10 protein-coding genes and 1 pseudogene are annotated in these 13,044 nt (G+C 72.7%); 4 read left to right on the top strand and 7 right to left on the bottom strand.

Features of this window, described 5'->3' with window-relative positions; genetic code table 11:
- The first annotated feature begins 38 nt into the window (after positions 1-38).
- Positions 39-743, top strand: coding sequence for an NADPH-dependent F420 reductase (npdG, locus tag IH80_RS0128425; RefSeq protein WP_030964299.1), 705 nt, complete (start codon positions 39-41; stop codon positions 741-743).
- A gap of 99 nt (positions 744-842) precedes the next feature.
- Entirely contained in the window at positions 843-1,031 is a 189-nt protein-coding gene (locus IH80_RS0128420) for a hypothetical protein (RefSeq protein WP_030849047.1), read from the top strand.
- Positions 1,032-1,050: 19 nt separating this feature from the next.
- Here the strand turns inward: IH80_RS0128420 and IH80_RS0128415 are convergent, their stop codons facing one another.
- Positions 1,051-1,668 (bottom strand): DUF7691 family protein, encoded by a 618-nt coding sequence (locus IH80_RS0128415; protein WP_030964298.1) that lies wholly within the window; start codon positions 1,666-1,668, stop codon positions 1,051-1,053.
- Between the two features lie 60 nt (positions 1,669-1,728).
- Positions 1,729-2,529: a site-2 protease family protein gene (locus tag IH80_RS0128410; protein WP_030964296.1), complete on the bottom strand. Its 801-nt coding sequence runs from the start codon at positions 2,527-2,529 to the stop codon at positions 1,729-1,731.
- Positions 2,530-2,602: 73 nt separating this feature from the next.
- Between IH80_RS0128410 and IH80_RS46285 the strand changes: the two are divergent.
- Positions 2,603-5,819: pseudogene (locus tag IH80_RS46285) on the top strand (AfsR/SARP family transcriptional regulator).
- A 57-nt stretch (positions 5,820-5,876) separates the two neighbouring features.
- Here the strand turns inward: IH80_RS46285 and IH80_RS0128400 are convergent.
- The 3 genes from IH80_RS0128400 to panB all read right to left on the bottom strand — a co-directional run bounded on the left by IH80_RS0128400 (position 5,877) and on the right by panB (position 8,773).
- A complete protein-coding gene (locus tag IH80_RS0128400) occupies positions 5,877-6,728 on the bottom strand; it encodes an ABC transporter permease (RefSeq protein WP_030964295.1) in 852 nt (283 codons plus the stop codon).
- Entirely contained in the window at positions 6,725-7,747 is a 1,023-nt protein-coding gene (locus IH80_RS0128395; RefSeq protein WP_030964294.1) for an ATP-binding cassette domain-containing protein, read from the bottom strand. Before IH80_RS0128395 ends, IH80_RS0128400 begins: the two co-directional genes overlap by 4 nt.
- A 156-nt stretch (positions 7,748-7,903) precedes the next feature.
- Positions 7,904-8,773 (bottom strand): 3-methyl-2-oxobutanoate hydroxymethyltransferase, encoded by an 870-nt coding sequence (panB, locus tag IH80_RS0128390; protein ID WP_030964292.1) that lies wholly within the window; start codon positions 8,771-8,773, stop codon positions 7,904-7,906.
- 288 nt (positions 8,774-9,061) lie between these two features.
- Between panB and IH80_RS0128385 the strand changes: the two genes are divergently transcribed.
- Entirely contained in the window at positions 9,062-10,090 is a 1,029-nt protein-coding gene (locus IH80_RS0128385; protein WP_030964291.1) for an endonuclease/exonuclease/phosphatase family protein, read from the top strand.
- A gap of 64 nt (positions 10,091-10,154) precedes the next feature.
- Here the strand turns inward: IH80_RS0128385 and IH80_RS0128380 are convergent, their stop codons facing one another.
- The gene (locus IH80_RS0128380; RefSeq protein ID WP_030964290.1) at positions 10,155-11,909 is read right to left on the bottom strand and encodes an NAD+ synthase; all 1,755 of its coding nucleotides are present in this window, start codon (positions 11,907-11,909) and stop codon (positions 10,155-10,157) included.
- A gap of 163 nt (positions 11,910-12,072) precedes the next feature.
- Positions 12,073-13,044 (bottom strand): DUF4190 domain-containing protein (locus tag IH80_RS0128375; protein ID WP_234432409.1); only part of this gene is annotated, 972 nt, incomplete at its 5' end.

Below are 13,044 nucleotides of genomic sequence, written 5' to 3'. Positions count from 1 at the left end.
TCTTCGACTGTGAGCTACCCGGCAGTACCCTCGCCCCCATGACTTCCTCAGACAGCACGCAGAAGCCGCAGGCCAAGGACCCGTGGGACCTGCCGGACGTGTCCGGCCTCGTCGTCGGCGTCCTCGGCGGCACCGGCGACCAGGGCCGCGGCCTCGCCTACCGGCTCGCCCGCGCCGGCCAGAAGGTGATCATCGGCTCCCGTGCCGCCGACCGGGCGCACACCGCCGCCGACGAACTGGGGCTCGGCGTGGAGGGCGCGGACAACGCCGAGTGCGCGCGCCGCAGCGACATCGTCATCATCGCGGTGCCGTGGGAGGGCCACGCCAAGACCCTCGCAGCACTCCGCGAGGACCTCGCGGGCAAGCTCGTGGTGGACTGCGTCAACCCGCTCGGCTTCGACAAGCAGGGCGCCTACGCCCTCCAGGTCGAAGAGGGCAGCGCCGCCCAGCAGGCCGCGGCCCTCCTCCCGGACTCCCGCGTCACGGCCGCCTTCCACCACCTCTCGGCGGTCCTCCTCCAGGACGAGTCGATCGACGAGATCGACACCGACGTCATGGTCCTCGGCGAATCCCGCGCCGACACCGACATCGTCCAGGCCCTGGCCGCCCGCATCCCCGGCATGCGCGGCATCTTCGCGGGCCGCCTGCGCAACGCCCACCAGGTCGAGGCCCTCGTGGCGAACCTGATCTCCACCAACCGCCGCTACAAGGCCCACGCAGGCCTCCGCACGACGGACGTCTGACCCACCCCAGCCGGCGGAGCCCTTTACGGCAGCACTGCGGGGCATGGGGGACACTGGAGGGGCTCGACCCCCCTTTCGTGTCCCCGAGGAGCTTTTCCCATGCCCCGCCTTGCCGTCTTCGCCGTTGTCGTCTGCGTCCTCGCTGTGGCCGCAGCCGTCGTCGCCTTCGTGGAGGGCAGCTTCCTCGGGATCGTGTGGGTACTGCTGGCGGGTCTCACGTCGAACATGGCCTGGTACTACATGCGCAAGGCCAAGGCCGAGAAGGCCGCCACCGCGCGCAACGCCTGAGAGGGGCGGCCCGCGCCGCTCAGCCGAGCCAGAAGAAGAGGGTGTCCTCCGTCCGGCCCGCCTCCTTCGTCCACTCCCACTGCTCGGCCGCGTCGCGCAGGGGCTCAAGCAGCACTTCCGTCGTCTCGCGCACCTCGGGGTCGAGCCGGTCCAGGACCGCCTCGTACGCCTCGACCAGTTCCGCGGCCCGGGGGGCCGGGAAGGTGCCCATCGACGGGTGGGCGTCGCCCGGATGCGGGAGCGGGACCGGCGGGCCCGTGAACAGCAGCGCGGCGGGCGCCAGGTCGGACGGGACACCGCAGCGGACCAGCTCGTCGTCGACGGTGTGGAACCAGGACGGCCGCCGCCAGTGGCCGAGGTCGTAGGGGTCGGAGAAGTTCTCCGCCACCAGCGCCTGGAAGGCGTACCGGTAGCCCGGCTCCATGTCCGCACCGGGGCTGCCGGCCAGCAGTTCCTCCAGGGCCTGCGCGACCGGTACGCCCAGCGCGATGCCCTGGCGTGCGAAGCGGGCGTCGGTCCCCGCGCACCGTTCCCGCACGAGGCCGAGCACCTCGTCCTGTTCGGGCGTCCGCTCCACCGCCGTCAGCAGCCGAACCACGTCCCGCATGTCGCCGGTGCTGATCTCCAGGTTCCCCATGGCCCCGTTCCCTCCGCGTCTCGGCATTCATGATCGCCGACCCCGGGAGGCCCGGTCGACCTAGTCCTGCGGGATCGCGCAGACGCCTGCGCCGTCCTGCCAGAAGCGGTAGAGGTCGCGGCCGCAGTACGTCTCCAGGTCCGACACGCCCAGCGCGGACAGCACGGCGTCCACCGCGTCGAAGAACACGGCGTTGACCGCCGGGATCCACAGCAGCGCGAAGACCGCGATCAGGCCGAACGGCGCCAGCGGCTCCAGCTCGCGCCGTACCCGGTACGACAGCCAGGGCTCGATCACCCCGTACCCGTCGAGCCCCGGCACCGGCAGGAAGTTCAGGATCGCCGCCGTCACCTGGAGCATCGCGAGGAAGCCGAGCGCGTAGCGGAAGGCGAGCGGCACCCCGTCCAGCGCGTCCAGCCAGAACGGGGCCGTGCAGACGACCGCGAAGGCCACGTTCGTCAGCGGTCCCGCCGCCGAGATCAGGCTGTGCTTCCAGCGGCCCCGGATCCGGTCGCGCTCGATGAAGACCGCACCGCCCGGCAGGCCGATCCCGCCCAGGATCACGAAGGCCACCGGCAGGACGATGCTGAGCAGTGCGTGCGTGTACTTCAGCGGGTTCAGCGTCAGGTAGCCCTTGGCGCCGACCGTGAGGTCGCCGCCGTGCAGGGCGGTGCGGGCGTGCGCGTACTCGTGCAGGCAGAGGGAGACGATCCACGCCGACGTCACGAAGAGGAACACGGCGAGGCCGGCGCTCGTCGAGTACCCCGTCCACACCGCCCAGCCCGTGACGGCCATGACGGCGAAGATCCCGAGGAATACCGAACTGATCCGCCGCTCGTGGCGGGTGCCCTGATGACCCATGCGGGGAAACCTATCCCGGGGCTCGCACGGAAAACTGTTCGGGGCCGAGCCGGGGTCCGGGGACAATGGGCCGGTGCGTTACGCGATTCTCGGCTCCGCCCAGGTCTTCCGCGACGACGGGACCCCCGTGGCCGTCGGCGGAGCCCGCCTGCGTGCGCTCCTGACCGCGCTCGCGCTGCGCCCGGGGCGGGTGGTACCGGCCCGGCTGCTGGTCGACGAGGTGTGGAACGGCGACCCGCCGGCCGACGCCGTGGCCGCCCTGCAGGCGTTGGTGGCGCGGCTGCGACGGGCGCTGGGGCACACGGCCGTGCTGTCCGCCGCCGGCGGCTACCGGCTGGCCGCCGAGCGCGAGGACGTCGACCTGTACCGCTTCGAGCGGCTGGCCCTGGCCGGCGCCGAGGCACCGGACCCGGCCGAGGCGACCGCCCTGTACGAGGAGGCCCTCGCCCTGTGGCGCGGCCCCGCCCTCGCGGACCTGCCCGACCCGGCCGCGGAGGCCGCGCGCTGGGAGGCCGTACGGATGGAGGCGCGCCGGGGCCGGCTCACCGCGGCCCTGGCCCTGGGCCGGGCCGAGCACGCCCTGCCGGAGCTGACCGAGCTGTGCGCGCGGCAGCCCCTGGACGAGCCGCTCCAGGCGCTGCGGATCCGGGCCCTGCGCGACGCGGGCCGCGCCGCGCAGGCGCTGTCCGCCTACGACGACGTACGCCGGGACCTGGCCGACCGGCTCGGCACGGACCCCGGACCGGCCCTGCGCGCCCTGCACGCCGAACTCCTGGCCCCGGAGGGCTCCGGCCCGGCGACCCGGCCGCCGAGGTTCGCACACCCCGGCGGCCCGGCCCCGGCCGACGGCCCGGCTGCGGGCCACCGCCCGGCCCCGGCCGACGGCCCGGCCCCGGGCCACGGCCCGTCCCCGGTGCCGGGCCACGCCCCAGCCCCGGTGCCGGGCCACGCCCAAGCCCCGACCCATGCCCCGGCCCCGGCCGACGCCCCGGCCCCGGGCCACGCCCACGGCCCGACCGGCGGCCCGGCCCTGGCGCCCGGCCACGCGCCGGTCGTCGGCCGGGGGCCCGTCTCCCGGGCCGCCGGTCCGCAGGGCGGAGCGGGTGCGGGTGCGGACGCCCGGCCCGGCGCCGCCCGGCCCACCGCACCGGCCGGACGGGGGAGTGGCAACCTGCGGGCCCGGCTGACCACCTTCGTCGGCCGCGAGGACGACATCCGCGTCATCGGCGACGACCTCGCGCGGGCACGCCTCGTCACGCTCCTCGGGCCTGGCGGCGCCGGCAAGACCCGCCTCTCCCAGGAGGCCGCCGAGGCGCACGAGCCGCACGGCCGCTGGCCCGACGGCGTGTGGCTCGTCGAACTGGCCCCCGTCGACGACCCCGAGGACGTCGCGCACTGCGCGCACCGCAGCCTGCTGCTCGTCCTCGACAACTGCGAGCACGTCGTCGAGGCCGCCGCCGAGCTCGCCGAACGCCTCCTCACCCACTGCCCGGGCGTTCAGATCCTCGCCACCAGCCGCGAACCCCTCGGGGTGCCGGGGGAGTTGGGACCTCCTCGACGAGGCCGAGCGGACCGTCCTGCGCCGCCTGTCGGTCTTCGCCGGCGGCTGCGACCTCGCCGCCGCCGAAGCCGTCTGCGCCGACCCGTCCGGGGACGCCGGCTACGACGCCGCCGACGTCCTGGGCTCCCTCGTCGACAAGTCCCTCGTCGTCGCCGCCCCCGGCCCCGGCGGCTCCGGCATGCGCTACCGCCTCCTGGAGACGGTCGCCGAGTACGCCGCCGAGCGCCTCACCGAAGCCGGCGGCGACCGCGAAGCCACCGCCCGCCGCCACCTCGTCCACTACCGCGAACTCGCCCGGACCAGCGACCCCCTGCTGCGCGGCCACCGCCAGCGGGAGGCGGCCGAGCGGCTCGCCACCGAGTACGAGAACCTCCGTACGGCCCTGCGCCGGGCCGTCGCCACCCGCGACGTGGACGAGGCCCTCTGCCTCGTCCACGCCCTGGGGTGGTACTGGCACCTGCACGACCAGCGGACCGAGTCCCGGCACTGGGCGGAAGCGGTCGCGACCCTCGGCCCCAACCCCTTCGCGGCCGTCCCCGTCGTCCCCGCCCAGCCGGTGTACGGGCAGCTCGTGGACTCGCCGCCGCCCTACCGCGGTGAGGTGCTCGACGAGGCCTGGCGCGCCCTGCACCTGGTCCGGCTGGCGTCCCGGGACCAGACCAACAAGGACTGGGACGACCCCGAGGTCCGGGCCCTCGTCGACGGGGTGATCGCGACCTACCGGCCCGGGCTCCCGCAGACCTGCCGCACACCGGCCTCCCTGTGGATCTACGCCGTCATGATCGCGGGCGATGCCGGGATGCTCAAGCGCGTCGTCGACGCGACCGTCGCCACCGCCCGCACGCTCGGCTACCGCTGGGAGCTCGCCTCCGCCCTCCAGCTGCGCGCCAACATCCTCGCCAACCGCGCCGACTGGGCCGGCGACGCCTCCCGCGACGCCGACGAGAGCCTGGAACTCTTCCGGGAACTCGGCGACGACTGGGGCTGCGCGGAGGCGCTCTCCGCCCGCGCCGAGTCCCGGGAGCGGCGCGGCGAGCACGCCCTGGCCGCCCGCGACTACCGCGAGGCGATCGCGTATGCCGAACGCCTCGGCGCGAAAGCGCAGGTGACGGTGTTGCGCGTCCGGATGGCCGGCACGCTCACCGAGAACGGTGAGATCGCGGACGCCGAGCGGATCCTCACCGAGATCACCGCCACGGTGCAGCAGTTCGGCAACGAGGCGATGCCCGCCGCCCGGATGTTCCTCGCCGGCATCCTCGGCCGCACCGGCCGGATCGACGAGGCCCGCGTCCAGATCCGGGTGCTGCGCGAGGAGTTCGCCTTCGGCGCCTACGCGATCTTCGACGTGTTCCTGCTCGCCACGACGGCCTGGCTGGACAACCAGGACGGCCGCTACGAGGACGCCCTGCAGCGGGTCCGCGAGACCACGGCCGCCTTCCGGCACCCGCTGGCGCTGATGGTCGCCCCGCACCTGCCCGCCACCTTCCTGCTGACCGCGGCCGTCTCCCTGGTGTCGCCCGGCGGTCCGCAGCGGGAGTACGACGGTGCCCGGCTGCTCGGTGCCTACCGCGCCCTGCTGCCGCCCGCCCACTTCCCCGTGACGACGGAACGCGAGGACTTCGCCTTCGCCGAGAAGCAGGCGCGGTCGGCGCTCGGCGACACCGCTTACGAGGCGGCGTACGCCGAGGGCGGCGGCCTCACCCTGGAGGAGGCCACCGCCCTCGTCTGACCCGGCCCCCGGCCGGTGCCCGTCCGGGACGCGATCCGGAGTGGACCGGTCCGCGGGTCAGGTCTTCTGGCGGAACTTGCGGACCGCGAGCGGCATGGTGACCGCGGTGATGGCCAGCGACCAGAGCAGCGTCATCCACACCGAGTCACCGACGGGGGTGCCGTTGATCAGGGCGCGGGCGGCGTCCGCAAGGTTCGACAGCGGGTTGTAGTCGGTGAAGGACTGCAGCCAGCCCGGCATCGTCGACGGCGGGGCGAAGATCGAGCTGCCGAACTGCAGCGGCATCAGGACCAGCATCGCCATGCCCTGGACGGCCTGGGCGGTCTTCATGGTGAGACCGAGCAGGATGAAGATCCACATCAGCGCGCTGCCGAAGACGGCCGACAGTCCGATGGCGAGGAGCAGGTCCAGCACCGAGGACTTGATCGACAGGCCGAGCATGAAGCCCACGCCCAGCAGGATCGCGATGGCCACCATCATCCGGCCGAGCTCGACGACGATCTTGGCGAGGAGCACGGACGACCGGGCGATCGGCATGGACCGGAACCGGTCCATCACGCCCTTCTTGAAGTCGTCGTTCACACCGGTGCCCACCGCCATCGCGATGTTCATGCCCATCATGGCCATGAGGCCCGGGACCACGTAGTTCACGTAGTCCGCCTGGTTGCCCTTGCCGGAGATCGCGCCGCCGAAGACGAACACGAACAGCAGCGTGAAGATGATCGGCATGAACAGGACGTCGAACATCGACTCCGGGTCCTGCTTGATCTGCAGGGCGTTGCGGCGCACCAGGGCGCCGATGTGCCGCAGGTTGGCCCGCAGGCCGATCCGTCCCTCACCGTGCGCGGCGGCCGCCGGGGCCGGGCCGGGCGCGGAGGGAGCGGGCTTCGTCGTGGTTACGGTGCTCATGCCGCGACCTCCTCGGTCTTCTCGGTGGGAACGGAGTCCTCGACGAGAGTGGGCTTGTGGCCGGTGATGGCCAGGAACACCTCGTCGAGACTGGGCAGGTAGGTGCCGAGGTCGGCGATCGCGTACCCGCGGGCGGCCAGCAGCCCGACCACGGCGGTCAGCTGCTCGTCGCTCAGGATCGGCACGAGGAGCACGCCCTCGTCCGGCACTGCCTGGGAGCCGGCCACGCCGTCCAGTCCGGCCTCGGCCAGCGAGCGGGCCATGCCCGGCAGGTCCGCGGCGGACACGGGACGGATCTTCAGGGTGCGGCCGCCGACGCGGGCCTTCAGCTCGTCGACCTTGCCCTTGGCGATGACCTTGCCGCGGTCGATGACCGTCAGCTCGCTCGCCAGCTGCTCGGCCTCCTCCATGTACTGCGTGGTCAGCAGCACGGTGGCGCCCTCCGCGACCAGGCGCTGGACCTCGTCCCACACCTCGTTGCGGGTGCGGGGGTCGAGACCGGTGGTCGGCTCGTCCAGGTAGATCACGGCAGGCCGGCCGATCAGCGACGCGGCCAGGTCGAGCCGGCGCCGCATACCGCCGGAGTAGTGCATGGCGGCCTTCTTCGCCGCCTCGGTCAGGGAGAAGCGCTCCAGCATCTCGTCCGCCCGGCTGCGGGCGTCCTTGCGGGAGAGGTCGAGCAGCCGCCCGATCATGTAGAGGTTCTCCCAGCCGGAGAGCTTCTCGTCGACCGAGGCGTACTGGCCGGTCAGGCCGATGGTGCGGCGCAGCTGCCGCGGCTGGCGGACCACGTCGAAGCCGGCGACGGTCGCCGTGCCCGCGTCCGGGGTGATCAGGGTGGAGAGGCAGCGCACCAGGGTGGTCTTGCCGGCGCCGTTGGGCCCGAGGACCCCGAGGACCGTGCCCTCCCGGACATCCAGGTCGACACCGTCGAGGGCCTTGGTCTCGCCGTAGTGCTTGACCAGCCCCCGCACCTCCACGGCGTTGGGGTTCTTGTCGTTTCGCGTCATGTCCACCATGGGACCAGGCGCCACTGACAAAGCTCCGACAGGCGACCGACAAACGTACGACAGACATACGACAGCCCGCCGACACGCGGTCGGCGGGCTGTCGGAACGGTTCACCTCACATCAGCGGGGCGCGTCCGCATCAGCGGGTGCGTCCGCGGAGCGGTCTCAGTGGAACGCGTGCTGCTCCTGCGGGAACGTGCCCCCGACGACGTCCTCGGCGAAGGCCTTCGCCGCGTCCGTCATGGTCTCGCGGAGCTTCGCGTACTGCTTGACGAACTTCGGCATCTTCCCGCCGGTCAGGCCCATCATGTCGGTCCACACCAGGACTTGCGCGTCGCACTCCGCGCCCGCGCCGATGCCGACCGTCGGGATCTGCAGGGACCGGGTGACCTCGGCGGCCAGCTCGGCCGGGACGAGCTCCAGCACGACCGCGAACGCGCCCGCGTCCTGCGCGGCCTTCGCGTCGCGCAGCAGCCGGTGCGCGGCCTCGTCGCCGCGGCCCTGCACCCGGTAGCCCATGGCGTTGACCGACTGCGGGGTCAGGCCCAGGTGGGACATGACGGGGATGCCCGCCTGCACGATCAGCTCGGTCTGGGCCAGCGAACGCTCGCCGCCCTCCAGCTTCACGGCGCCCACCCCGGCCTCCTTGACCAGGCGGGTCGCGCTGCGCAGCGCCTGCACGGGGCCTTCCTGGTACGAGCCGAACGGCATGTCGCCGATGACCAGCGCACGGCTGGTGCCGCGTACGACGGCCGCCGAGAGCATGGTCATGTGGTCCATCGTCACCGGGACGGTGGAGTCGAAACCGAGGTGGCAATTGCCCATCGAGTCGCCGACGAGGATGACCGGGATGCCGGACTCGTCGAAGACGGACGCGGTCATCGCGTCGTAGGCGGTGAGCATGGGCCACTTCTCGCCGCGTTCCTTGGCGAGGGTCAGGTCGCGGACGGTGATGCGCCGGGTGCCCGTGCCTCCGTACAGGGTGGGGGAGGCCGCGGCTGCGGGTTCGCGGGCAGGCGAAACGGCGTGCGTCATTGCAACTGCTCCTTGTGTCATCTCGAGGCACCCTCACGGTGTCCCCGGACTCACCCACCATGGTGGCATCCCCGGGGGCGCGGGCGGAAGTGGTGCGCGGGGTCCGCCGGTCCGGGTACGCCAATGTGCGCGTTTCGTGACAAGCGGAACCCTCTGCGTACGGCCGTTCGTCCTCCCGGACGTGCGACCGCGACGGACGGTCGTGACGTACGGCACGGAAGGCTCCGCTTCATCGCCTAGGGTCAAGGGGCGGGGACGGAGCGCGAGCACGGCAGTGAGGGCAGTGGCATGGCACAGGCGTACAGGACGGAACCGGGGAACGGCGGCTCGGAGCCCGAGCCCTCCGAGTCCCGTTTCCGGCGCCGGCTGGCCGAACTGCGCAGGGATCCAGGGGTCTGGCGGCGGGGGCTGGTCCTGGCCGGGATCGCCGTCCTGCTGTCGCTGGTGATGATCCTCCACGCGGAGCTGCCCAACGACGTGGGCAACCTCGGCAGCCTCACCGAGACCTTCCTGCCCTGGCTGGGCCTGGCCGTTCCGGTTCTGGTGGCCGGCGCGGTCCTGCGCCGGTCCGCGACCGCGCTGATCGCGGTCCTGCTGCCCGCGGTGGTCTGGCTGAACCTCTTCGGCGGCCTGGTCTTCGACAAGTCCGGCACCGGCGGCGACCTGGTCGTCGCCACCCACAACGTCGACGCCGACAACCCCGACCCGCGCGGCACCGCCGCATCGGTCGCCCGCTCCGGTGCCGACGTCCTGGCCCTCACCGAGCTCAAGGGAAGCGTCGTCCCCGTCTACGAGAAGGCCCTGGCGGCCACGTACAAGTACCACTCGGTCGAGGGCACCGTCGGCCTGTGGAGCAAGTACCCGCTGAGCGGCAGCGCGCCCGTCGACATCCGGATGGGCTGGACCCGGGCCATGCGGGCCACCGTCGCCACGCCGCAGGGCGACGTCGCGGCCTTCGTCGCGCACCTGCCCTCGGTCCGCGTGAAGCTGAACGCGGGCTTCACCGCCAACCAGCGCGACGACAGCGCCGACGCGCTGGGCGCCGCGCTCGCCGCCGAACCCCTGAAGAAGGTCGTCCTGCTCGGTGACCTGAACGGCACCATGAACGACCGCGCCCTCTCCGAGGTCACCTCGCAGATGCGCTCCACGCAGGGCGCGGCCGGAGACGGCTTCGGCTTCAGCTGGCCGGCGCAGTTCCCGATGGCCCGCATCGACCAGATCATGGTCCGCGGGATCCGGCCCGAGGCCTCCTGGACCCTGCCCCGCACGGGCAGCGACCACCTGCCGGTCGCCGCGCGGCTGACCGTGAACAAGTAGCGGCCGCCCGGAGCGGCACGCGGGGCCCCACCGCACCAGCGGTGGGCCCCCGCGCGCGTGCCGCTCAGGCCCGCTCGCGCCAGCCGTTCGTGATCGGCAGCCGGCGGTCCTTGCCGAAGCCCTTCGCGGAGATCTTCGTGCCCGGCGGGTACTGGCGGCGCTTGTACTCGGCCGTGTCGACCATCCGCAGGGTCTTCGCGACCAGCTCGGCGTCGAAGCCGGCGGCCACGATCTCGTCCAGCCCCTGGTCCCGGTCCACGTACCGGGCGAGGATCGCGTCGAGGACCGGGTAGTCCGGCAGCGAGTCCGTGTCCACCTGTCCGGGGCGCAGCTCGGCGCTCGGCGGCTTCACGATCGAGTTCTCCGGGATCGGCGGGGTCTCCCCGCGCTCGGCCGCTGCCCGGTTGCGGTACCGGGCGAGCCGGAAGACGTCGCTCTTGTAGACGTCCTTGATCGGGCCGTACGCGCCGACCGAGTCGCCGTACAGGGTGGAGTAGCCGACGGCCAGCTCCGACTTGTTGCCGGGGGCCAGCACGATGTGGCCCTCCTGGTTGGAGAGGGCCATCAGCAGCGTGCCGCGCAGCCGGGACTGGAGGTTCTCCTCGGCGAGGCCGGTGAGGCCCAGCGAACCCATGTAGGCGTCGAACATCGGCTCGATCGGCACGGTCCGGAAGTTCAGGCCGGTGCGCTCGGCCAGGTCGGCCGCGTCGCCCTTGGAGTGGTCCGAGGAGTACTTCGAGGGCATCGAGACGCCGTACACGTTCTGCGCGCCGATCGCGTCGCAGGCGATGGCGGCGACGAGCGCGGAGTCGATGCCTCCGGAGAGCCCGATCAGGACGGAGCGGAATCCGTTCTTCTTCACGTACGCGCGCAGGCCCACGACCAGCGCGTCGTAGACCTCCTCGTCGTCGTCGAGGCGGTCGGCGTAGCCGCCAGTCACGACGGGCTCGTACGGCTCCACCGGCTCCTCGGACAGGACGACGCGGTCGATGCGCAGTCCGTCGTCGACCACGCCCTCGGGGGCGTCGGCGCGTGCGGCCGGCAGGTCGAGGTCGATCAGGACGCAGCCTTCGGAGAACTGCGGGGCGCGGGCGACGACCTCGCCGTCGGCGCCGACGACGATCGAGTCGCCGTCGAAGACCAGCTCGTCCTGTCCGCCGATCATCGCCAGGTAGGCGAGGGTGCAGCCGGCCTCCTGGGCCCGCTTGCGCACCAGTTCGAGGCGTACGTCGTCCTTGTTGCGCTCGTACGGGGAGGCGTTGATCGAGACCAGCAGCCCGGCTCCGGCGGAGCGGGTGGCCGGGACCCGGCCGCCCTCCTGCCAGAGGTCCTCGCAGATGGCCAGGGCCACGTCGACGCCGTGCACCCGGATCACCGGCTGCGTGTCGCCGGGCACGAAGTACCGGAACTCGTCGAACACGCCGTAGTTGGGCAGGTGGTGCTTGGCGAAGCGCAGCACCACCCGGCCGCGGTGCAGGACGGCCGCCGCGTTCTCCGGGGAGCCGGCCGGGCGCCCGAGGCGGGGCCTCGCCTGCTCCGTCCGGTCGAGGTAGCCGACGACGACCGGCAGCTCGCCGAGCCCCTCGGCGGCCAGCCGCTCCGCGAGTCCGCGCAGTGCGCTGCGGGAGGCCTCGACGAAGGAACTGCGCAGGGCGAGGTCCTCGACGGGGTACCCGGTCAGCACCATCTCCGGGAACGCCACCAGATGGGCGCCCTGCTCGGCGGAGTGCCGGGTCCAGTGGACGACCGAGTCGGCGTTCGCGGCGATGTTGCCGACGTGCGAGTCGATCTGATTCAGAGCGAGGCGTAGTTGAGGCACGGGACCCAGTCTAATCGTCTTTCTGACGCGATGTCCTGGGTCCCGCCTGTTTCCCGGGTTCCGCGGCGTGGCGGGGGGCTCCCGCGGGGCCGCCGCGGGCTTGGCGCGGGGCCCTGCGTGCGGCCTGCTGCGGGCCGTACGCAGGGCTCGCCGAACGGCCGTGTCAGCCGATGGGCCCGGCGTACTTCACGTCGTCGAGCAGGGTTCCGGCGGAGATGTCCGCGGTGATGCTCGCGGTGCCCTCGGGGACCTCGAACGCCACGACGCCGCTGGCGGATTCGCCCGGCAGGATCGACCCCTGCACCATCTTCGGGACGCTGCTGCCGCCGCCGCTGTCGAAGACCATCTCGGCGGTCATGCCCTTGTCGTCACGGACGTTGGGCACGGCGTAGATCACCTCGTGCGGCGCGGTCGAGCCGTTGGTGATGGTGACCGTGATCTGGACCGCGTTCTTGACCTCCTCGCGGGCGATGATGCCCTTCGGCTCGTACTTCGTCGGCTTCGAGAGGCTCACCTTGACGCCGTTGGAGTAGGTGAAGGTCTCGCCGAACGGGAGCGCGCTGGTCAGTCCCGGGACCTGGGAGGGTGAAGGGGACGTGGACGGCCACGGCTCGCTGCTGGGGTACGGGCCGTCCAGGTCCAGGTCGTCCTCGTCGATGCCCGCCTCGATGCGGTCGGAGGTCCGCTCGATCACGGCGACGGTCAGGAAGAAGCCGCCGATGGAGGCGAGGACGCCGACCCCGGCGAGAACGGTGCCGAGGATGGCCATCGACCTGTTCGGGGCGCCCTTGTTGGCGCGCACGATGGCGCCGATGCCCAGGCCCAGGCCGGTGACGGCGATGATGCCGCCGAGCCAGAAGAGGAGCGGGACGAGGCCCAGCACGATGCCGAAGCAGCCGACGATCAGGGCGGCGACGGCCAAGCCGTTGGTGGCCGGGGCGGTCTGCGCGTAGCCGCCGTACGGGGCGGAGCCGTAGCCGTAGCCGGGGGCGCGCGCGGCCCACGGATCGCCGGGGCCCCCGGGCGCGTCGAAGGCGGCGGTGGGAGCGCCGAGGGTCTCGGGCGCGCCGTAGGGCCTGTCTCTTATACACATCTGACGCTGCCGACGAATAGAGAGGGGTAGATCTCGGTGGTC

The sequence above is a fragment of the Streptomyces sp. NRRL S-378 genome (genome assembly GCF_000720645.1).
Lineage (GTDB): Bacteria > Actinomycetota > Actinomycetes > Streptomycetales > Streptomycetaceae > Streptomyces.
Note: the sequence above shows the minus strand (reverse complement) of the source record. Positions and strands in the feature narration are given on the sequence as shown.